Origin of the sequence: Pelosinus sp. UFO1 (genome assembly GCF_000725345.1) — a bacterium.
Classification (GTDB): Bacteria; Bacillota; Negativicutes; order DSM-13327; family DSM-13327; genus Pelosinus.
Genome location: NZ_CP008852.1, coordinates 3,723,370 through 3,744,791, shown reverse-complemented (window position 1 = coordinate 3,744,791; position 21,422 = coordinate 3,723,370). Strand labels below are relative to the sequence as shown.

22 protein-coding genes are annotated in these 21,422 nt (G+C 37.7%); 16 read left to right on the top strand and 6 right to left on the bottom strand.

Going from position 1 to position 21,422, the window contains the following annotated elements; genetic code table 11:
- Positions 1-37 precede the first annotated feature (37 nt).
- Complete coding sequence (locus tag UFO1_RS17785) at positions 38-586, top strand: pentapeptide repeat-containing protein (RefSeq protein ID WP_173406228.1); 549 nt, start codon at positions 38-40, stop codon at positions 584-586.
- Between the two features lie 32 nt (positions 587-618).
- Positions 619-1,104, top strand: a complete 486-nt coding sequence (locus UFO1_RS17780) for a GNAT family N-acetyltransferase (RefSeq protein ID WP_038673033.1) — start codon at positions 619-621, stop codon at positions 1,102-1,104.
- Between the two features lie 117 nt (positions 1,105-1,221).
- Here UFO1_RS17780 and UFO1_RS17775 read toward each other — a convergent pair whose 3' ends face one another.
- Positions 1,222-2,199 (bottom strand): EamA family transporter, encoded by a 978-nt coding sequence (locus UFO1_RS17775; RefSeq protein WP_051788994.1) that lies wholly within the window; start codon positions 2,197-2,199, stop codon positions 1,222-1,224.
- A gap of 33 nt (positions 2,200-2,232) precedes the next feature.
- Complete coding sequence (locus UFO1_RS17770) at positions 2,233-2,664, bottom strand: Lrp/AsnC family transcriptional regulator (protein ID WP_201771036.1); 432 nt, start codon at positions 2,662-2,664, stop codon at positions 2,233-2,235.
- Between the two features lie 410 nt (positions 2,665-3,074).
- On the opposite strand from UFO1_RS17770, the gene UFO1_RS17765 reads away from it, so the two are divergent.
- Positions 3,075-3,743, top strand: a complete 669-nt coding sequence (locus UFO1_RS17765) for an AAA family ATPase (protein ID WP_051788993.1) — start codon at positions 3,075-3,077, stop codon at positions 3,741-3,743.
- 186 nt (positions 3,744-3,929) lie between these two features.
- Here UFO1_RS17765 and UFO1_RS17760 read toward each other — a convergent pair whose 3' ends face one another.
- A complete protein-coding gene (locus UFO1_RS17760; RefSeq protein ID WP_038673031.1) occupies positions 3,930-4,742 on the bottom strand; it encodes an alpha/beta fold hydrolase in 813 nt (270 codons plus the stop codon).
- Positions 4,743-5,108: 366 nt separating this feature from the next.
- Here UFO1_RS17760 and UFO1_RS17755 point away from each other — a divergent pair, with 366 nt between their 5' ends.
- The 3 genes from UFO1_RS17755 to UFO1_RS24990 all read left to right on the top strand — a co-directional run bounded on the left by UFO1_RS17755 (position 5,109) and on the right by UFO1_RS24990 (position 8,813).
- Positions 5,109-6,590: an Lsa family ABC-F type ribosomal protection protein gene (locus UFO1_RS17755; RefSeq protein ID WP_038673029.1), complete on the top strand. Its 1,482-nt coding sequence runs from the start codon at positions 5,109-5,111 to the stop codon at positions 6,588-6,590.
- A 411-nt stretch (positions 6,591-7,001) separates the two neighbouring features.
- Positions 7,002-8,030, top strand: coding sequence for a mechanosensitive ion channel family protein (locus tag UFO1_RS17750; RefSeq protein ID WP_236639239.1), 1,029 nt, complete (start codon positions 7,002-7,004; stop codon positions 8,028-8,030).
- 582 nt (positions 8,031-8,612) lie between these two features.
- The gene (locus UFO1_RS24990; protein ID WP_144390898.1) at positions 8,613-8,813 is read left to right on the top strand and encodes a hypothetical protein; all 201 of its coding nucleotides are present in this window, start codon (positions 8,613-8,615) and stop codon (positions 8,811-8,813) included.
- Between the two features lie 116 nt (positions 8,814-8,929).
- Here the strand turns inward: UFO1_RS24990 and UFO1_RS17745 are convergent, their stop codons facing one another.
- Positions 8,930-10,126: an MFS transporter gene (locus UFO1_RS17745; RefSeq protein ID WP_038673027.1), complete on the bottom strand. Its 1,197-nt coding sequence runs from the start codon at positions 10,124-10,126 to the stop codon at positions 8,930-8,932.
- Between the two features lie 189 nt (positions 10,127-10,315).
- On the opposite strand from UFO1_RS17745, the gene UFO1_RS17740 reads away from it, so the two are divergent.
- From UFO1_RS17740 to UFO1_RS17700, 9 genes are all read left to right on the top strand, one after another.
- Positions 10,316-10,894 carry a TetR/AcrR family transcriptional regulator gene (locus tag UFO1_RS17740; RefSeq protein WP_038673025.1) on the top strand — a complete coding sequence of 193 codons (579 nt, stop codon included), beginning with the start codon at positions 10,316-10,318 and terminating at the stop codon, positions 10,892-10,894.
- A gap of 241 nt (positions 10,895-11,135) precedes the next feature.
- Positions 11,136-11,807 carry a FadR/GntR family transcriptional regulator gene (locus tag UFO1_RS17735; protein WP_038673023.1) on the top strand — a complete coding sequence of 224 codons (672 nt, stop codon included), beginning with the start codon at positions 11,136-11,138 and terminating at the stop codon, positions 11,805-11,807.
- A gap of 100 nt (positions 11,808-11,907) precedes the next feature.
- The gene (locus UFO1_RS17730) at positions 11,908-13,155 is read left to right on the top strand and encodes an enolase C-terminal domain-like protein (protein ID WP_038673022.1); all 1,248 of its coding nucleotides are present in this window, start codon (positions 11,908-11,910) and stop codon (positions 13,153-13,155) included.
- Positions 13,156-13,481: 326 nt separating this feature from the next.
- Positions 13,482-14,762, top strand: a complete 1,281-nt coding sequence (locus UFO1_RS17725; RefSeq protein ID WP_201771035.1) for an MFS transporter — start codon at positions 13,482-13,484, stop codon at positions 14,760-14,762.
- A 115-nt stretch (positions 14,763-14,877) separates the two neighbouring features.
- A complete protein-coding gene (locus UFO1_RS17720; RefSeq protein ID WP_038673020.1) occupies positions 14,878-15,636 on the top strand; it encodes an SDR family oxidoreductase in 759 nt (252 codons plus the stop codon).
- A 244-nt stretch (positions 15,637-15,880) separates the two neighbouring features.
- Positions 15,881-16,093, top strand: coding sequence for a hypothetical protein (locus tag UFO1_RS17715; protein WP_038673018.1), 213 nt, complete (start codon positions 15,881-15,883; stop codon positions 16,091-16,093).
- A gap of 15 nt (positions 16,094-16,108) precedes the next feature.
- A complete protein-coding gene (locus UFO1_RS17710) occupies positions 16,109-16,552 on the top strand; it encodes a spore coat protein (RefSeq protein ID WP_038673016.1) in 444 nt (147 codons plus the stop codon).
- Between the two features lie 109 nt (positions 16,553-16,661).
- Positions 16,662-17,108 (top strand): MarR family winged helix-turn-helix transcriptional regulator, encoded by a 447-nt coding sequence (locus tag UFO1_RS17705; RefSeq protein ID WP_236639238.1) that lies wholly within the window; start codon positions 16,662-16,664, stop codon positions 17,106-17,108.
- A 70-nt stretch (positions 17,109-17,178) separates the two neighbouring features.
- Positions 17,179-17,763 (top strand): NAD(P)H-dependent oxidoreductase, encoded by a 585-nt coding sequence (locus UFO1_RS17700; protein WP_038673013.1) that lies wholly within the window; start codon positions 17,179-17,181, stop codon positions 17,761-17,763.
- Positions 17,764-17,863: 100 nt separating this feature from the next.
- On the opposite strand, the gene UFO1_RS17695 is transcribed toward UFO1_RS17700, so the two are convergent.
- Together UFO1_RS17695 and UFO1_RS17690 are read right to left on the bottom strand one after the other, a co-directional pair.
- A complete protein-coding gene (locus UFO1_RS17695; RefSeq protein WP_038673011.1) occupies positions 17,864-18,448 on the bottom strand; it encodes a helix-turn-helix transcriptional regulator in 585 nt (194 codons plus the stop codon).
- A 179-nt stretch (positions 18,449-18,627) separates the two neighbouring features.
- Positions 18,628-19,257, bottom strand: coding sequence for a CBO0543 family protein (locus UFO1_RS17690; protein WP_038673009.1), 630 nt, complete (start codon positions 19,255-19,257; stop codon positions 18,628-18,630).
- A gap of 490 nt (positions 19,258-19,747) precedes the next feature.
- Here UFO1_RS17690 and UFO1_RS17685 point away from each other — a divergent pair, with 490 nt between their 5' ends.
- Positions 19,748-21,352: a peptide ABC transporter substrate-binding protein gene (locus UFO1_RS17685; protein ID WP_236639237.1), complete on the top strand. Its 1,605-nt coding sequence runs from the start codon at positions 19,748-19,750 to the stop codon at positions 21,350-21,352.
- The last annotated feature ends 70 nt before the right edge of the window (positions 21,353-21,422 follow it).

The following is a 21,422-nucleotide window of genomic DNA, read 5'->3' as shown; positions in this document are numbered from 1 at the left end:
TCCAGATAGAAAGATTTGTAATGAAGACTATTTCGAAATGGGAATAATCAGTAATTGTATAATTGAAAATGAAATGGCAGCGCATGTGTTTTTTGATAAGGTCATATTTAAGAATGTAATTTTAAAAAAAGTTGATTTTAGCGGATTAGAATGTACTGATGTTATTTTTGAAAAGTGTGATTTATCAAATGTAGACTTTAGTGAAGCCATTATGCATCAAGTCGAAATGCGAAATTGTAAAATTGTAGGAATAAATTTAATGGGAGCAACATTGCGCAATGTGTTATTTGACAACTGCTATGGGGATTATGCTAACTTTCGTAATGTAAATTGCAAACAAGTGAAGTTTCATAACAGTTCATTAGCCAATGCCGATTTTTATAGATCCACACTACTCAAGGTGTATTTTTCTAATTCAAGCTTGGAACAGATTCAATTGTCGGGTACTAAATTAGCAGGCATTGATTTAAGCAGCTGTGAGTTTAGACAGATTGGTGTTACCATAGAGGATGTGCAAGGGTGTATCGTTTCTCCACAACAAGCAGTTGGCTTCTCAAAACTATTTGGCTTGATCATCAACGAATAGATTGCTTGGATTCATTATATGGAGGAGAGTTAATGAAAATCTTCATTCGGGAAGCAATGGTAAGTGATAGCGAGATTTTGACACAGATATCTTTTGCAGCAAAGCGGCATTGGAATTATCCTGATCAATATTTTGATAGCTGGAAAGAGGAATTAACCATAACACCTGCCTATATAAAAAATAACAGAGTTTACGTAGCGGAGGCGAATGAGCGAATTGTAGGTTATTTCTCTCTAGTAGAAATAAAGAACGACTTTTGGGCAGGTAAGGTATTCGTTAGTAAGGGATTTTGGCTGGAGCATATTTTTATTTTGCCAGAGCACATAGGAAAAAGTATTGGGACAAAATTAGTAGCTGTTCTCAAACTAAAATGTAGTGAAATAAATATTAATAAAGTTAAGATTTTTTCCGATCCAAATGCCAAAGGTTTTTACGACAAATTAGGGGCCTGTTATTTAGGTGAATCCCCATCCAGTATTGAAGGAAGAACAGTATCATTATATGAGTTGGATATATAGATCGTATTTTCAAAGTAATATAATAGCGACAAACTCCTGGAAAGCAGCCTAGCTTTTCAGGAGTTCTTGTATTGGATGGCACAAAAGAAAGGTTAGTATTATGCACCTTCGCTGTTTCTATATTCCTTCCCCATCTAGTCCTGAAAGTGAGCAAGTATTTGATCCCTTTTTAAGAGGAGTATCTATCTTTTTGGGAGTAGAATTTCTGGTAATTAATAGCACAGATACTAATATAATAAACGCTGCGATAGCATCTGTAGAGTTTAATTGCTCATTTGCAAATATCCAACCCAGAAAGACGGCAACTACAGGGTTGACATAAGCGTAAGTTGAAACAATAGTTGGCTCCGCTTTCTTAAGAACCCAGATATAAGCACTAAACCCAATAATAGACCCGAAAAAAATTAAGTACGCTAATGACAGTATCGAACGAGTTGATACGTGTTCAATATGTAATTGACTTAATTCACCCAATGAGATTCCAACGATTAGGCAAAGCAATCCACCCATTAAATTTTGAATGGCTATCGACATTATCGCAGAGTTTGGCAATTGTGCTTTACGTGAATATAAAGAACCTACTGCCCAGAATAATGATGCAAATGTTAAGATTAGATATCCAGAAGTTTGTGAGGGATTGTAGCTAATAGACTGAAAAGAATTGCTAACAAGTAATATTTGGCCTAAGAAACCCAATAATAAACCGAATACCACATAACTATTAGGTTTTGTGCCCCCTTGCCATAACCAAGCGAATAAGGTCATCCATAAAGGTACGGTAGCAATGATTATCGCTGCAATTCCTGATGAAACCATTTGTTCAGCGTAAACTACTAAGGAGTTACCACCTAAAAGCATTAGCCCTCCAATTATCGTGGCATTGCGCCAATGAATTTTTTCGGGATTTTTCGTTCCTCTCGAAGCTTCCCACAGGTACATTAAAGCGCCAGCAATTAAAAAACGAATACCTGCCAATAAAAACGGAGGTAAGGTTTCGACTGCAAATTTCATCGCTAAATAAGTTCCGCCCCAGGGAAAATAAACTGCTAGTAAGGCCAACACAATAGGATATGAGATACGATTTGACATATTCATTTTCAAAACCTCCATTTTCAATAATAGTTTAAATTAAAATAGTAGTTGTGTAGTTTCTTTGAGTGTATTTAGAACAATGATTGTCTTTGTTGATATTGACTCTCCGCGAACTTTTTCTTTTAGTAATAAGCTCAGGGATTCTGTGTTACGAGTCCTGATCTTGATAAGGTAACAATCGTCACCAGCAACATTATGAACTTCCTGGACACCTGGAATATCAACTAATAAACCTTCAATATCTTTGTCTCCTGATACTTTAATTAAGACAAATGCAAGCATATCCAAGCCGATTTCGTGGGGGTTTAGCTTAGCTTCATAACCTGCGATAACTCCCTTTTCCTCTAGTTTGCGGATACGAGTTAAAGTAACTGAAGGAGCAAGCTTCACTTCGCGAGCTATATCTGCATTCGAGATTCGTGCATTATTTTGTAGTAAACAAAGAATTTTTTTATCTATATTGTCCAATATCTTCACCTCAAGATAATTATAATTCTATCAATAGTCTAATGTAAACAATATAATTCTACATAATGGTCGATATAGAGAATATTGTTCTGAAAAAAATAAAGTTTACAGAATTATATTCTGTAATAATAGGTGGCGAAAAAAATATTGCGCTAAGTAAAATATTCCCCCAAAATTAATAGACATAATCGCATACATTTATGACATGAACCAAGAGATTGAAGTCCAATTGAAAGAACCGTCCCTGTGATTCTCACTGCAAGGTAACCTAGCTTTGCAGGAGTTTTGCATTATAATAGTAAATAGAATAAAAACATATGATACTGTTTTCAAAAAGCTTATAATTGATTACATGATGGGAGCGACTCAAAAGAAGCGTGCCCGTGAATGTAAGAGGAGGGGCCCATAGAGTGGAATTTATTAATAATGCGGATTTGACGATGCTAACAAATCTACTAATAAAAACGTATGCTAACAGTCAAAATAAACGATTTTTGCTAGCTATTACAGGGGTTCCAGGCGCAGGGAAAAGCACGTTGGCAAATTTGTTAATGAAAAATACGAATGAAGTCTTACAAGAAGAGATCGCAATCGTGATCCCAATGGATGGGTATCATTATCACAATGACATATTATTGGAAAAAGACTTACTACCACTAAAAGGAATACCTCAAACATTTGATTCTCAGAGATTCGTAATGTTGATAAAGGAAATAGCATCCGAAAAACAAGAGAAAATATATTGTCCATCTTATGATAGACGTCTTCATAATCCAGTTGAACGTTCAATAGTAATTGAGAATAAACATAAAATTATCATTGTTGAAGGTAATTACTTACTATTAGATACTTACCCTTGGAGTGAACTTGGGGACTTGTTTAATGAAAGCTGGTTTATTGAGACGCCGCTCACTACGACAAAAGAGCGTCTTATTAGTCGGCATGTACTTACGGGTCGTTCTGTTGAAGAAGCATTAAGTAAAATTAACTCTACGGATGCACCTAATGCAGAATTGATTATTCAAACTCGCCAAAAAGCTACGAAAGTAATTACGGTAGCAACTATTGAGGAGATTTGATTATATTGGTTGCTTTGAAAGACGTTGTAGTACAATATTGTGAAAGGTGAGGTCACTTTTCACACGCTCTGACGTCCCTATGATTGTTTTTATGATTACACATACTAATACCCTCGCTAGTCAGCGAGGGTATTAGTATGTTGTTTTATGATGTAAGCTTGAGTCAAATATTAGCTGATGAGAACGTTATTCCTCAATAAATTGCACTAATTCTTTATTGAATTTATCGCGCTCGTCATAGAATAATCCGTGACCGCTGTATTTAAAGGGAACAAGCTTGGAGTTTCTAATTCCTTCATTCTGTGCAATAGCCAATGGGAACAAACAAACTTTATCATGAATGCCATGAAGAATTAAAGTGGGAACTTGTATTTCTCCAAGATCGGAAAATAGTTCTTCCTTTATCCAAGAGGCTGCAACTGCTGCGGTGGACCAACCTGCCGCCTGAAGGCCCATTTGGAAGAACCAATCTGAGAAGGCCTGAGTTACATGCTGGAAGAAAAACATGTCTCCAAATCCCCGTAACATTTCTGGACGGTCATTATTTGTTCCTTGAATGATTTTAATCACATCATCTTTTTTTAGACCATGAGGAAAATATGGACGCTGAATAAGACTGGGAGCTGCAGCTGCAAAAAGGGCAAGCTTGGATACCCCATATCCCTTGTGGCGAGCCATGTAACGAACAGCAATCGCTCCTCCCGTGGAATGACCTCCTAGGGTGAAATCTTGCAAATCGAGTGCTTGAACCACACAGCGAATATCGTCCGCCGACGTATCGTAGTCATATCCTCTCCAAGGCTTATCGGAATTACCGAACCCTCGAGAATCAATTCCTATACAGCGATATCCCATCTTAGGTAATTGATCGAACTGATATTCAAACATCTTATGATTTGCCGGCCAACCGTGTATAAAAACAATTGTTTTCTCGCCCTCAGGGTTAAGGTCTTCTACATAAATTCTTACGCCTGGTTCTACTTTAATATAGAATCCCACATACAACCCTCCTCTATTTTGTAAAATTTTTACATAATATGTTATGCAGTTAGTACTAATAGAGTGATACACGGAGATGGAGCGTTTACGTTTGTTGAATTTTGAAAAGCAGTATGATATAATGATCGCAAATAAAGTGATTGGAGTGGAAGAGATGTAATTTTTCTTGCTATTATAAAGCATAATAAAATGATGGGAGCGGAAAATGCTGCTTGATTTGTTGTGCTTATGCAAGAAAGTTATAATTCTTTTCACTCAAGAATATATTCTCGTCATGCCCAATTATTGGGCTTGGCTTTGCTGTATTTATGAGCTGCAAGAATTGACTTTCTTGCAGCTTTGTAATTTTTATACAGGAGGATAATTATGTCTTTAATAAGCGTTACAAATCTGACCTTTGGTTATGACGGCAGTTATGATAACATATTTGAAAACGTGAGTTTTCAAATCGATACAGATTGGAAATTAGGCTTCACAGGAAGAAATGGTAGAGGCAAAACTTCATTTCTCAACTTGTTGCTTGGTAAATATGAATACAGCGGTACGATTTCGACAAAAGTAAACTTCGAATATTTTCCTTTTGAGGTAACTAACACAGAAAACAACACCATTGATGTAATTGACAACATCTATCCAGACTACCTTCTTTGGAAGGTTATGCGTGAGCTTTCACTGCTACAAGTTTCTGAGGACGTTTTATATCGCCCTTTTGATACACTTTCAAATGGGGAGCAAACAAAGGTATTGCTTGCTACTTTGTTCCTTAAAGAAAATAGCTTCTTGCTGATTGATGAGCCGACGAACCATCTTGATATGAATGCAAGAAAAATTGTCAGTGACTATCTCAGCTCTAAGCGTGGCTTTATTTTGGTATCCCACGACAGAGCATTTCTTGATAATTGTGTTGACCACATCCTTTCAATTAACAAAACAAATATTGAAATTCAAAAAGGGAACTTTTCATCTTGGTGGGAAAACAAAAAAATGCAGGACAACTTTGAGTTTGCAGAAAATGAAAAACTCCGAAAAGATATTATACGTTTGTCATCCGCTGCAAAACGTACATCTGATTGGTCGGATAAAGTGGAAAAAACAAAGTTGGGTACAAGGGATTCAGGTTTAAGACCAGATACAGGTTATATAGGTCACAAGTCCGCAAAGATGATGAAACGTTCTAAGGCAATCGAATCAAGACAACAAGCAGCGATTGATGACAAGTCTAAGCTTCTCAAAAATATGGAAAGCTCTGAGAGGTTGAAAATTTCCCAAATTAACTTTCATGCAGACCGCCTTGTAGAACTTGAAAATGTATCTATATTCTATGGCAAGAAGACAGCTTGTGAGAGCGTAAGTTTCACCATTGAACAGGGGGATAGGGTAGCGCTTTACGGTAAAAACGGCTCAGGAAAGTCAAGCCTTATTAAGCTGATTTGTGGAGAAAACATCACCTATACAGGCACTTTCAGAAAAGCAAGTCAGCTGAAAATATCCTATGTTTCACAGGATACCTCTTATCTTAGGGGCAACTTAACCGACTATGCCACAGAGAATGATATTGATGAAAGTCTTTTTAAGGCTATTTTAAGAAAACTTGATTTTTCAAGAATTCAATTTGAAAAAGATATGTGTGATTTTAGCGGTGGGCAAAAGAAAAAAGTGCTGATTGCAAAAAGCCTTTGTGAGAAAGCTCATTTGTATATCTGGGATGAGCCACTTAATTTTATAGATGTTATCTCTCGCATGCAAATAGAAGAATTACTGCTTGAATACTCACCAACGATTCTATTTGTGGAACATGACACTGAATTTTGCCAAAATGTCGCAACAAAGATTTTTGAACTTTCATGAATCGGCCTCTCCACGCTTATCTGTTCTACTCCTGCAAAGCAACTTAGCTTTGCAGGATTTCGTATTTTATGGGGATGCTTTTGGGGAGGGCAGGCTTGTCTTGTTGGAATTGGATTAATTATGTAATAGTAATAAACCCTTCGCTAGATTCAATGGTCATACCGATTACTATGAACCGCTCCTTCGGGTATCAAGGTTTTTAATTGTCATGAATTTGACATAATTTTCATGTATAATTCTTGTGAAATAAATTCTGTGAGTCTCTGTAATATATAGTTGTGTCTGTACTTAGTAAACATAATATGTTTATATTCCCAGATAATGAGAACATACAATGGCAGGGGAAAAAGGGGTGCTTAACGAATAATATATATTATGTAAAATAAACTTTCTATATTATGGGAGGAAACAATGTTCGAATTTTTTACTGAAATAGGAAATAGAATTATAAATGGTGGCTTCAAAATGCATTTGGTAATTTTCTTCATTAGTTTAGCGTTAGGCATCATCATACTACGGTTGGTATTTTCTAAATTGCTCAAAATAATCGCAAATAAAACAAAAATTTCTTATCCCTTGCTGCAGCAAACATTTCGGGGAATACCTACCTTGCTGGGCATTCTCATTGGCCTTTATGCTGTCATGGAAATCCTAACAATTCCGCCGAGACCGCTACTTTTTGTCCAAAATTTGTTCCATTCTATTGTCATTTTGTCCCTGACCCTCATGGTTGCCCATTTGGGTTCCGGCTATCTTAAACATAAGCTCGGGAAAACATCCAAAAACTTCGCTTCCACTTCGATCATAGTCACGGCAATCGATTTGACTGTTTATGCCATCGGCATATTGATTTTGCTTGAATCTTTTGGAGTTTCGATATCTCCGTTGATCACTGCTTTGGGTGTTGGTGGTTTGGCTACAGCTTTGGCACTGCAGGACACGTTGGCGAATTTATTTTCCGGCATCAACATTCTGGTATCCAAACAAATCAAGATGGGTGACTTCGTTAAACTGTCCACCGGCGAAGAGGGGCATGTAGTGGACATGAACTGGCGCAATACCACAATAAAAACTCCTACTGAGAACATGGCGGTCGTACCCAACAAAACAATTGCCTCAGCTATAATCACCAATTATGCCCAGCCCTTTGCTGAATGTTCTATCTCCATCCCCATAGGAGTCAGTTATGAAAGTGATTTAGATCATGTGGAAGAAGTTACTGCTGCGGTTGCAAAAGAAATTCTCCAAGAAACTGAGGGAGGCGTCGAAAATTTTGAACCCTTTGTTCGGTATGGCAGTTTCGCCGGTTCCAGTATTAACTTCAATGTTATCATGCGGGTAAAGACCGTAACGGACCAACACCTTGTTCGCCACGAATTCATCAAGAGAATTTATAAGCGTTACCAGCAGGAGGGAATAATAATCCCGGTACAGAAATGAACGATAAAAGAACATTGTAGACTCCGAAGAAGAGCTGATCAAAAAAAAGCACTATACACAATAAGATATGGATTCAAGTCAAGATATACGACAAACAAACTCCTGCAAAGCAGCCTAGCCTTGCAGGAGTTTTGAATTATATAGGAAGATAGAAAACATATTTTCTATCTTCTTATATGGTAAATTATGTTATAATGAGCGTAACAGGTTGTCTTGGGAGCGGTTAGCCATACCCTTTTAGAAAGGGGGTGGTTTTATGACTATTTATGAAGCCCTGACATTTGCTATTGCATTTGCCACGCTCATGGTTTTAGTCGTAAAAAAGAAATAACCGCCCCTGGCTCAATAGCGGCGGTTATTCTTTAACTCCGTAATTTAGGGCTAACCCTTCGGTTAGGCAACCTGCTGGGCTGGCGTGTGTCGAGCACGTCAGTCCTTTTCTTATATTATACCCATGGATTGTAAAATATGCAACCGGCCAGGAAAAAATCCTGTCTGTGTATTTCTCTATGTAAATAGAATAGAAATATTGGATACTATTTTTCGAGGAAAAGCTTATGATTATATAATTGATGTCACGAGATGAGAAAAATTACCGAAGGTAAATTTGAGCACCCAGCTTGTCATAACTGGCATAGTACCGTAGAAATAAGGCATCATCTCGTTGATAGGAAATGTTGTCTCATGTACAACCCAAAAAACCAGCGTTACGCCAAAGTCCCTGGTAATGTTGGCGAGGAAAATACGCTTAAAGAAGTCGTGGAAATATTACTAGCAAAATAAATGACTGGCTAAGTAACGTCTTACCTTCACTATTCCCAATCTGAAATTTAAAAGTTATAAAATAAAGCTCACGCTTGCCATTTGGCAAATGTGAGCTTTAAAATTTTATCGTGGCATCATAAAGTATCCACATTTTTTTCAGTGAAATAGTAAAGTAATGCTGCAATTGGCATACTAAGTCCTAACATAGAAGCAAGCATCCAGCCGCCTGAGGCATATGCCCAGCCGCCTAACGAAGAACCGATTGCTCCACCAATAAAGAAAACTGCCATGAATACGCCATTTAAGCGTCCGCGTATTTCGTTTCCTAGAGAATAAATTGCCCGCTGACCGAGAACGAGATTACCCGATACTGCCATATCCAACATAATAGCTGCAACGACTAGTATAGCTAAAGCAATTGCTGAGTCATCTTGAACGATAAGGGGAAGTAAGAAGGATAGAGCCGCAATTACGATTGCTGAACCAGTCAATACTCGCGTCCAACCTTTATCAGCCAACCTTCCTGCAATAGGAGCTGCTATAGCACCAGACACACCAGCCAATGCAAAGAATGCAATCCCCTGCTGTGACAAATGAAAATGATTAGTTAACCATAAAGGAACTACTGTCCAAAACAGACTAAAAGCACCGAATAAACAAGCTTGATAAAAGGCGCGACGACGCAAAATACTTTTGGTTTTAAAAAGTAGCCACAAAGAACCAATTAGTTCACCATAATTCATGGTAGGCGAAGGTTTGCGCTCAGGAAGAACAAGGGCTAACAACACAGTCAATACAGTTGTAATGATAGCAGAGAGAGCAAAGACTGCCTGCCATCCCCAAAGATCAGTAATAAAGCTGGCTATAGGTCGGGCAAGCATAATTCCAAGCAACAGTCCACTCATAATATTTCCTACCACTTGGCCTCGCCGATCTTCCGTTGCCAAATGGGCGGCATATGGTACTAATATTTGAGCTGCGACTGAGCCGAGTCCGATAAACATTGCTGCCACAAGAAAGAACAGCGCATTATGTGCTAAAGGTGCTGCGACTAATGCACAAATCACGACTGCTAATGCTGATACAACTAACCGTCGATTTTCAATGAGATCGCTAAGTGGAACAATAAATAATAAGCCAACAACATAGCCAACTTGGGTTAATGTTACAATTAATCCTGCTGACGCTGCAGAAAGATTTGTATCTACACTGATGAGCCCAATTAAAGGTTGTGCATAATAAAGATTGGCAACAATAACCCCGCATGCAATTGCTAGTAGGAGTGTAACCCAGTTTGGGACTGTATTCGTTTTCATTTGTACGTGATTCATATGGTGATCCCTTCCTTAGTTTATATTCTTATCATAGATACTAAACGTTCAGTTTCTATAATAGTATTATAAACTGAACGTTTAGTATTTGTAAAGATAAACTTTCTTTTCTTGAGAGAAAATATTTAGTATACTGTACGTATAGTTTTATTGATATATTCTGGCATAATATATAAAGAAGGTGTTTTTTTGGAGAAGAAAAAGGGGCGTCCCCGTAACGTCGAAACAGAAAAAGCGATTCTTGCTGCTTCTTATGACTTATTAATCGAGAATGGTTTTGGAACTGTAACTGTGGATAAAATTGCAGAAAGAGCCAAGGTAAGTAAAGCCACAATTTATAAATGGTGGCCTAATAAAGCTGCTGTTGTAATGGACGGCTTTTTATCTGCTGCTATGGCAAGGCTTCCAGTACCGGATACAGGATCAGCTATTACTGATATAGTTATACAAGCTACTAATTTAGCTCGATTTTTAACTAGCCGTGAAGGAAAAGTAATCAATGAATTAATTGCAGAAGGGCAAGCTGATTTAAAGTTGGCTGAGGAATATCGATTACGATATTTCAATCCTCGACGACTTGATTCACGGCGCATTTTAGAGCGAGGCGTGCAGCGAGGCGAATTGAAGAAAGACTTGGATATTGAATTGTGCATTGACCTAATTTACGGACCTCTTTTTTATCGGTTATTAGTTACAGGTGAAAAGTTAGATGAATCTGTTATAGAAATTTTAGTAAACTATGCTTTTGAGGGGATTAAGTCAAAGTAAGTGAAGACTCCATAAATACGAAAGAAAATATAAACGAATATACATGACAAACTCCTGCAAAGCAAACTAGCTTTGCAGGAGTTTGTCATTTTAATGATTAAAAGAATAGAAGGAGTTGTAAAAGTATGTCACAATTTTCTGTGTTTTCTATTGATTAAATTAGAATCTTAGTTTATAATAAAGAAAAACTTGTATGAAGAGTAACAACTGACAAGTTGGAAGAGAATAGAGGGTATTATTATTGCAAATTCTTAAAGCAAATATTACACAACAAGTTATTGAATATTTAAAGAAAAATATTGAGAATGGTACCTGGGCAGTTGGAGAAAAAATTCCTTCCGAAAATAATCTAACGGAAATTCTAGGTGTGAGCCGAGCAAGTGTAAGGGTAGCTATTCAGCAGTTTATTGCCTTAGATGCTTTGCAGAGTATTCAAGGGAAAGGTACATTTGTAAAGACGAATAATATTACGGGAGTTAGTAGTAACTTAAATGCAATTGATGAAGCTAACTATGATGATATAATCCAAGTTTTAGAGTTTAGAAGAATTATTGAGACCGAATGTGCGTATATTGCCGCTCAACAGGCAACAGATGAGACGATAAACAACCTAAAGAAATATCTAGGAAATATGAAAAACAGTATTGATCAATCCGAAGAATTTGTTAAACAAGATATGCTTTTTCATGAAGAAATTTGCCATGCTACTGGTAATCGTTTGTTGGAAAATTGTTTAAAAGAAGTTTTCCAGCAGACGGCGAAAAATCACAAACAGATGAATGAAGCGTTTGGCTATAATGATGGAATCTACTATCATACTTTACTGTTGAAGGCGATTAAAAATAAAGATGCTAGAAAAGCAAAGAATTTGATGAAAGAGCATTTGCAGCAAGCCATAGAGCGTTTAAAGTAAGAATAAAGAAATATTTTATATATTTTTTTATTCTTACTTGTCAGACGACTAATGACTTACATCTAAAATCGAATTTTGTTACTATTAAAAGGAGGAAAAAATGGATACTAAAATTACTGATATTAAAGTTATTCTTACAGCACCTGAGGGGATCAATCTAATTGTCGTAAAAGTAGAAACAAACCAAGATGGATTATACGGTTTAGGCTGCGCAACTTTTGCCTATCGACATGTAGCAGTTAAGTGCGTGATTGAAGAATATTTAAAGCCGCTTCTAGTTGGCAAAAGCGCAGAGAAAATCGAAGAATTGTGGCAGTTGATGCATCAAAATGCCTATTGGCGTAATGGACCGATTGAAAACAACGCTATCTCTGGTGTGGATATGGCACTTTGGGATATCAAGGGAAAAATGGCAAATATGCCATTGTATCAACTGTTTGGTGGCAAGTGTCGCGAAGGAGTGCCTATTTATCGCCACGCTGATGGAAAAGATTTAAACGAGTTATGCGAGAATATCCAAAAATATAAAGAGCAAGGCATAACTCATATTCGCTGTCAAAATGGTGGCTATGGTGGTAGTGGCTATGGCAAGGCGCCTGCTAATTCACCTAATGGCGCATTGGATGGAATTTACCTTGACAGCAAAAAATATATGCGGGATACACTAAAATTGTTTGATGGCATTCGTAGTAAAATCGGATTTGATATTGCTTTGTGCCATGATGTACATGAGCGGTTAAAACCGATTGAGGCCATTAAATTTGCGTGTGAGCTAGAGCAATATGACCTGTTTTTCTTAGAAGATGCTATTTCGCTAGAAGAGGGTGAATGGATACGTCAGCTTCGTGCTAAGACTACAATTCCGCTAGCTCAGGGCGAATTATTTAACAATCCATATGAATGGAAGACGTTGATTACTGACCGATTAATTGATTATATTCGCGTTCATATCAGTCAAATTGGTGGTATTACAGCAGGCCGAAAATTACAGATTTTTGCCGAGCAATTTGGTGTAAGAACTGCGTGGCATGGTCCAGGTGATATGTCACCATTAGGGCATGCGGCTAATATTCATATTGATTTAGCTGCTCCTAATTTTGGGGTGCAGGAGTGGTCAGGAACAGAGCCTCCTAATTTTGTCATACAAGAGCTAAAAGGACCAAGGGAAGCCTTGCTCGATGTATTTCCTGGTCTGCCAGAATATAAGAATGGTTATGTATATGCAAATGATAAACCAGGTTTAGGGGTTGATATTAATGAAGCCGAAGCAGCAAAATACCCCTGTGAAAATACAGTGACAACCTGGACGCAGACAAGGAGGATCGATGGAACACTGAACACTCCGTGAGAACGGAAACCTTCGAGAGATTCATATATAGTCTTTCGAAAAATTGAGAGCAAAAATCAGTAGAAAAGGACTTTTGAAGCAAAAAAAGAGAAAAAAGGAAAATAAAATCAATCAGAAAAATTCTTTGAAAAATTACCATCATTGCTAAGACAGGCTAAAAATGTCTTCATCGCGATTATTAGGGCGATTCTAATCTGTCAAGTTGTTTTCTAACACTACAGCTATGGGTGAAGGGAAATGCAAAAAGTATAAAGAGAAAGCCTTAATTTATAAAACAATTCAGATTTTCGAAAGAGTACTTCAATTAAAAAGAAGGAGAGTTTATTATGGAAATGAAACAATTGGCTCCCGCACGCTGGGCAAGACTGATTCCATTAGCGTTCATCACTTATAGTTTGGCGTACCTTGACCGGGCAAATTACGGCTTCGGAGCAGCTGCCGGTCTGGCAAATGATTTACACATTACTCCTGCCACATCTTCGTTATTGGGTGCATTATTTTTCCTGGGATACTTCTTTTTTCAAATACCTGGCGGCATTTATGCGGAAAAACGCAGCTCCAAAAAACTAGTATTTTGGAGCTTGATTTTCTGGGGTATTTTTGCTGTTGCAACCGGTATGGTGAATGATATTTCTACTTTATATGTGATTCGATTTATGCTGGGTGTGGCAGAAAGCGTTGTAATGCCGGCGATGCTTGTTTTTTTAAGTCACTGGTTTACGAAGCAAGAGCGTTCAAAAGCCAATACCTTTCTTTTTCTAGGTAATCCTATTACAGTATTATGGATGTCTGTTTTATCTGGCTATTTAGTTGATTCTTTTGGCTGGCGGCACATGTTCATTATTGAAGGGTTTCCAGCGATTATTTGGGCTTTCATTTGGTGGATGGTATTTGTAGATCGTCCCAAAGATGCAAAGTGGCTAACAGCAGAGGAGAAAGAAGATCTGGAACAAGCTTTAATGGAAGAACAAAAAGGGTTGAAGCCTATTAAGAATTATGGCGAAGCTTTCAGATCTGGTAAAGTGATCGCATTTTCCTTCGTACATTTCTTCTGGAATATTGGTATGTATGGTTTTATTATGTGGCTTCCATCCATTCTTAAAACTGCCTCTAACATGGGAATTGTTGCAACCGGCTGGCTTTCGGCAGGGCCTTATGCGTTAGCGGTGCTGTTTATGCTTACGGTGTCTTATTATTCTGACCGCAGTCAAAATCGTAAAGGGGTGGTTGTGACATTCTTATTAACCGGTGCAATTTGCTTTTTCGGGTCTTACGCCATTGGTACGTCTAATTTCTGGCTGTCCTACTTCCTGCTTGTTATTGCTGGTGCTTGTATGTATACTCCCTACGGCCCATTTTTTGCCGCTATTCCGGAAATTATACCGAGAAATGTGGCTGCTGGAGCAACAGCTTTGATTGTTAGTTTTGGAGCATTGGGTTCCTTTGTCGGGGCATATATCGTAGGATATTTAAATGGTGCTACTGGTAGCCCAAGTGCATCCTATATGTTTATGGCAGGTTCATTGGTGATAGCTGTAATATTAACAGCAATGACGAAGTTCTCAACAAGTAAGGCATCGTCAGCGTCAGAGATTGTTTCCGGATAAACTAGTTGTTTATTCTGTTATCCTTCTTTGCACTTAGTTTGATTGACGAAGCCATAGTTATTATGTAGTCTCTCGGGAAATTGAGGGGAGAAAACGATAAAAAAGAGGTGCTATTATGAAATTGTTTGATATCAAAGGTAAAAAAGCTATTGTAACAGGAGGGAGTAGAGGCCTGGGCTATGGAATGGCGGAAGGACTGTTAGAAGCTGGTTGTGAAGTGGCAATTATTGGTTCCTCTGATAAAACCTTTGCAGCAGCAGTGGCATTTGCTGAAAAAGGCTATAAATGTTATGGCGTAAAAGCAGATTTAAGAGATAGGGAAGACAATCATCGAGCTTTTGCTGATTGTCTAGCAGCACTGGGCGGTGATTTGGATATTCTTGTGACCGCGGCAGGCATCCAACGAAGACATAGTGCAGAGGATTTTCCCATTGAGGAATGGGATGAGGTTATGAGTATCAATCTTCATTCGGTATTTATTATGTGCCAATTAGCAGGACGCATTATGCTTAAGAAGGGCTATGGGAAGATTATTAATGTTGCCTCCATGGCCTCCTTCTTTGGCGGACAAACAGTTCCAGCTTACTCAGCAGCTAAGGGAGGCGTGGCACAGCTTACCAAGGAAATGTCAAATGATTGGGTAGGTAGAGGTGTTAATGTCAATGCCATCGCCCCTGGCTACATGGCAACAGACATGAATGAAGCAATCATAAATAATGAGACAAGATACCAACAAATTTCGGAGCGGATTCCTGCAGGTCGATGGGGGACTGGCGATGATATGAAAGGGGCAGTAATTTATTTGGCTTCAGCGGCAAGTGACTATGTAAGTGGAGCGATTATTCCTGTTGATGGCGGTTATCTAGTAAAGTAGCCTAGAATGTTAGAATTAAATGCAATTTATATGATGATAACCCTGAAATCAATAAGCATCTTCGAAGATTACAGATATCCAAATGAAAACAATATATAACGAAAAAGTCCTGCAAGCAGCCTAGCCTTGCAGGACTTTTGTATTTAGAATCGTTCCTGTGATTTTACCTAGTCTCTTTTAATGTATATTTATTTCCTAATTATCTCAAACTACATTTGATAAAAAAACAGGGAGGTGCTTTAAGTTGCAACAAAATAGTCTTACTCAGAAAGAACGCGCTTACTTAAAAGATGCGCTTGAATTGGAAAACCTTTGTATCGCGAAATATAGTGTTTATGCTGACCAATGTGCGGACCATGAATTAAAAAATATGATGTTTAGTATTACTAAAAATAAACGTCATAATGCCAATATGATTAAGCAAGAACTTGGTAATTCCGAGTTCCTGTATCAATAGTAGGGAGGCTAGATAATGGACAACCCAAAGAAATCTTCACCAATAAGCAGAAACCGGCTTTCAGACCGCGATATGTTGCTGGATTTGATGATTACGGAAAAACATTTATCAAGACTGTATGATCAAGGTGTGTTGGAATCTACCTCACCTATGATATCTAATACTTTTGAACGATTACAGGCTAGTAGTCACGATAACGCTCGCACTATTTTTACTGCTATGCAGCAACGCGGCTGGTATAATCCAGAACGTACTGGAAGAACTGAGCGTCTCTCAAGAGGAACACAAAAGCAATCAAACGAATTTTTTGACACAACCGCAGACAGTAAATATGCGGTATCTTCTGGTACAAGAAAATTTGGCAGACATTTGCCTCGTGAACAGCGGTCTGGTAAATCTGGTATCTTCAGTAATCAAAGGCCAGAAACAAATTCCGAGGATTGGCAGTACAGAAGTTGACACTTATTAAGAATAAGGAGCTGCTGCAAATAGGTACTTTGACCCTATTTGCAGCAGCTTCATAATAAGTAGTTTTTCTTAAACCAACTGACTACTTGACAAAGGTTAGATGTCTAACTATAATAAAGTCATGAGACAAGGAAATGCAATTGCTCTTTTAAGCAGAATAACAGAAAAAGCTCACAGGCTAATCATCCAAGAACTTGAAGCCCATGGAATTGATGGCATCGTTCCTTCACATGGAAGTATTTTAGTTCATCTTCTTACAGGTGAGAAATATACAATGAAGGATTTAGCCGAAAAAATTCATAGGACTAAGCCAACAGTTACAGTATTAGTTGATAAACTCGTTAATTTGGGTTATGTCACAAAAGAAAAAAGTAACGAGGATAGTCGGGTTACATTTATTAAATTAACAGAGAAAGGATTAGGATTAAGAACTAGTTTTAATGCGATTTCTGAAAAATTGAACGCTGTTGTTTATAAAGATTTAGCAGATGAGGAGGCTGAATATTTCGAAGCGACATTGCGAAAAATAAATCAGAATCTAGATTAGTAAACCTATGAAGGTTGCTAATTTTTTACCTAATAAGTTAGATATCTAATAAAAAGAAGGAGGATTACAAATGAAACATCTTATTGTCTATGCTCATCCAAATCCTAAAAGTTTCAACCATGCAATCTTGGAAACCACAGTGAAGGAGCTTGAAAACAAAGGTCATCAAGTTGTTGTAAGAGATTTGTACTCATTACACTTTAATCCGATTTTAAGTGGCAGCGATTTTGAAGCATTCCATGCTGGCACAGTCCCGGCAGATATTAAGCAGGAACAAAATTATATTAGCACAGCTGACGTAATTACGATGATTTATCCCATTTGGTGGGCTGGACTTCCAGCTATGATAAAAGGATATATAGATCGTGTATTCTCATATGGTTTTGCTTACAAGTATGGTGATGAAGGCACTCCTGTCGGATTACTCGCAGGAAAGAAAGGCTTTGTTATTAATACCCAAGGTACTCCCGGGGAATATTATGATTCTACGGGTATGACCGACGCTTTGAAAAAGACATCCGACACTGGTATATTGAGTTTTTGTGGCATCGAATCATTAGGGCATGTTTTCTTTGGTGCCGTACCTGCTGTGGATGATGCTACACGGCGCGATATGTTAGATACGTTAAAAAATAAATTAAAAGGTATGTTTTAGTCCCTTAATTCTTTAAAATAGCAGTCAAAAAGCCAGGGGAACAAGGGCGTGTTTCATAAAACAAGTCCCTCTCCCTGGTTTTCTTCATTTTTCTGCGTCACTAAATTAATTGATAAAATAGCCCGTGGTTTGAGCAATGGAAATACAGTTTGCCGTGCCCTTGCTTATGAAAGCGAAATTGCATATTCCATTCAGGATATTGCTTCACAATAATCACTCTATCACCCGTGACATAAGCAACAAAAGTAATAGAATGTTCCTTTTTCATCTCATGGGCTGATGTAACATACAGTTCATCTTCTACAGGCTCTATATTTAGCAAATGGTTTTCGGATGCTTTTTCTGCAACTAAAGCTTCCATTCTTTTGCCGCAACATGAAATATTGGCATCTCCTGTCGCTGTCATGAGATTATTACACTGCGGGCAGACATAAAATTTAAGCTTTCTCATATTTCCTCCAATCGTTTCGTTTAATTCAATTTTACCTGATAGGATTTCTTCAATATTAACGCCAAGTATTTGTGATAGTTCTGGAAGTAATGATACATCCGGACATCCAAGGCCACGTTCCCATTTACTTATTGTTTTGTCGCTGATGTTCATTAAATCAGCTAATTGCTTTTGCGTCATATCCTTTTCTTTTCGCAGGTTATATATTAACTTGCCAATTTTATCGCAATTCACTAGTATCACCTCCGAACTCTAGTTTAGAGTATATTTAATATACTATCAATAAACGAACCGTAGAGTACAATAGCCTCGCCCCTTTTAGAACAAGGGCGAGGCTGCTTAAGGTAGGAAAAAAAGAGTTGATAAAAATGGTCAGGAAATTAAGCGTAACTTGCAGGAGTTTTGTATTTTAATCATTTGTCTTTATCTTTATCGGTGTTTAATGGTTTCATGGCAGGTTGACAACTCAGATTTTTGACAGAGTTATCCGAAGAGACGCCTTGATATTTCTTCTCCAGGTATAATGTTCCAACTAATACAGCACGACAAACTGATACCATTGTAAATACCACAGCAAAAGCATAAAAATAATTCCATTTATATAGCGTCAGAATATGTAATGAAATCATTATTGGATTCAATACAAACGAATAGACTCCCGTAATTACAGCATTCCATATAATAAAAGATTTCCATGATGAAGTATATTGTAAGAGCAACATAAATGCTAATGGGGAAATAGTAAAGTTATGAAGAAACGGGCTGGGAATGAAGGGCGACTCACGAATATTATAGCTCCAAAGATTCATATTGCTTCCTATTATATCTATTAATATTCTTCCAACAGATACCAGTGAACCGAATAAAAGCAGTTGGGTTAAACGTCTTTTATCTACTAGCTTCCACCAAATTGCATAAGAAATTACGATAATGGTAATATAACTCCACCATATAGGTGAAAAAAGAATTTGTGTTTTCCATTGAGTATAGTTTAAATCCCACAAATCTATTTTAAGCTGATGAATAGTACTGCCAATATCCATATAATCCTCCTTAACCTACTAATATTAGGAGTATAACCTTTTTACTTAGTTGTCATTCGAAAATATATAATTTGAAATTTTGATTTCGTTAACATCAAGAGCTCCGCCGCATCCGCTAGGGTCGCCGGTTCGGAGCTCCTTTTTGTTTGTTTACTGTTTATACCCTTCCCACCCCATTGATCGAGTAATAGGAATATCACGTGGCATAGTAGCAAAATGTTAACAATTTAGGAACGTACCCAAATGTTTAACTTACATTGAGGTCAAAACACCTCTCACGCGATTGCAAATCAAGGTGCAGAGAACGTCACAGAATGGAAAATTATATGGTAACATCCAATTAACGGCAATCAAATAACGAAGCTTAAAGACACTCAGTGTTTTTAAGCTTTTTTTGCTTCTTGTAGAATACATATTATGTATAATATGGAAAACGTAGCATAATATTGCAATAAGTATAAGTTAGAAGATTATAAAAGGAGGAGATGTTATGATGTCAAAAAAATGGATTGCTTTTTTGGTTATTGTGTTTGCAGTAGGAGCACTATTGTCTGGTTGTAGTTCTACAACGGGAGGCAAGGAACAGGTAGTTAAGATATGGCAGGGGTCTGAGCCGGAAATTCTTGATCCTGGAAAATCTACAGGTGTACCTGAAGCAAATTATGAGTTGGCATTATTTGAGGGGTTAGTGGTATTAGATGCTAAGGACATGCCTGCGCCGGCCGCAGCCGAGAAATGGGAGGTGTCACCAGATGGGTTAAAATATACCTTTCATCTCAGAGCCAATGCAAAATGGTCTAATGGTGAACCACTAACAGCACATGATTTTGAATATGCTTGGAAGCGGATATTGAGTCCGGAGTTGGCGGCAGAATATGCCTATATGCTGTTTCCTATTAAAGGGGCAGAAAATTACAACAGCAAAAAAGGTCCAGTTGAGGAAGTTGGGATAAAGGCTATTGATGATAAAACATTGGAAGTAGCATTAGATAAACCGACTGCCTATTTTTTAGCTCTTGCTACTCATCACTCCTTCTATCCTGTTAATAAAAAGATTGTGGAAGCCAATGGGGATAAATGGGCTAGTGATATAAAGACACTAATTGGCAATGGGCCTTTCAAGGTATCAAATTGGGTGCATAGCAGTAAGTTAGAAATGGTAAAAAATGACCAATATTGGGATAAAGATAAAGTGAAAGTTAGTAAATTGGAATGGGCATTGCTGGAAGCGAATACTACAGCTTTATCTATGTTTGAAAATAACCAATTGGATTATGTGTATGAACCTCCGATGGCAGAAGCTGAGCGTTTGAAAAAGGAAAACAAGCTATCTGTAGGTAAATATCTGGGCACTTATTATTATGAACTTAACAATAAGAAAGCTCCTTTTGATAATCCAAAGGTTCGAAAAGCCCTTGCCTTGGCTATTGATCGCGAAAGTCTAGCTAAAACAGTGCTAAAAGGTATACACAAACCGGCGGATGCCTGGATTCCGTTTGGGTTTACGGATTCTGTAACCGGCAAAGATTTCAGAGAAGAAGCAGGCGGTTATTTTAAAACAGATATAGCGGAAGCAAAAAAACTGTTGGCCGAAGCTGGATATCCTGAAGGTCAAGGATTACCTCCTATTACTTTGATTTATAATACCAGTGATAACCACAAAGCCATTGCTGAGACAATTCAAGAAATGTGGAAGAAAAATCTTGGCGTTACGATTGAAATTCAAAATCAAGAGTGGAAAGTTTACATACAGAACCGGAAAAGTGGTAATTTCCATATGGCCCGAGCCGGTTGGATTGGAGATTATGCTGATCCAATGACCTTTGCTGATTATTTCATGACTAATGGCGGCAATAACCATGGGAAATATAGCAATATAGCCTATGATAAATTGATTGAAACAGCGCAAACGAGTAATGACTCTAAAGTGCGTATGCAAGCCATGCGTGATGCGGAGAAGATTTTTATAGAAGATATGGGGTCTATTCCAATTTATTTCTATGGTCATCCATATTGTATTAAGGCAAATTTGAAAGGTTTCATCAAATCTGCTACTTCTTTGGTCAATTGGAAGGAAGCCTATTTCGAGAAGTAATGGGATTTAAGTGTATGTAGCGGAAGATGTATACGCATTGTGTATGCATCTTCCTTATAAAGAAGGAGTG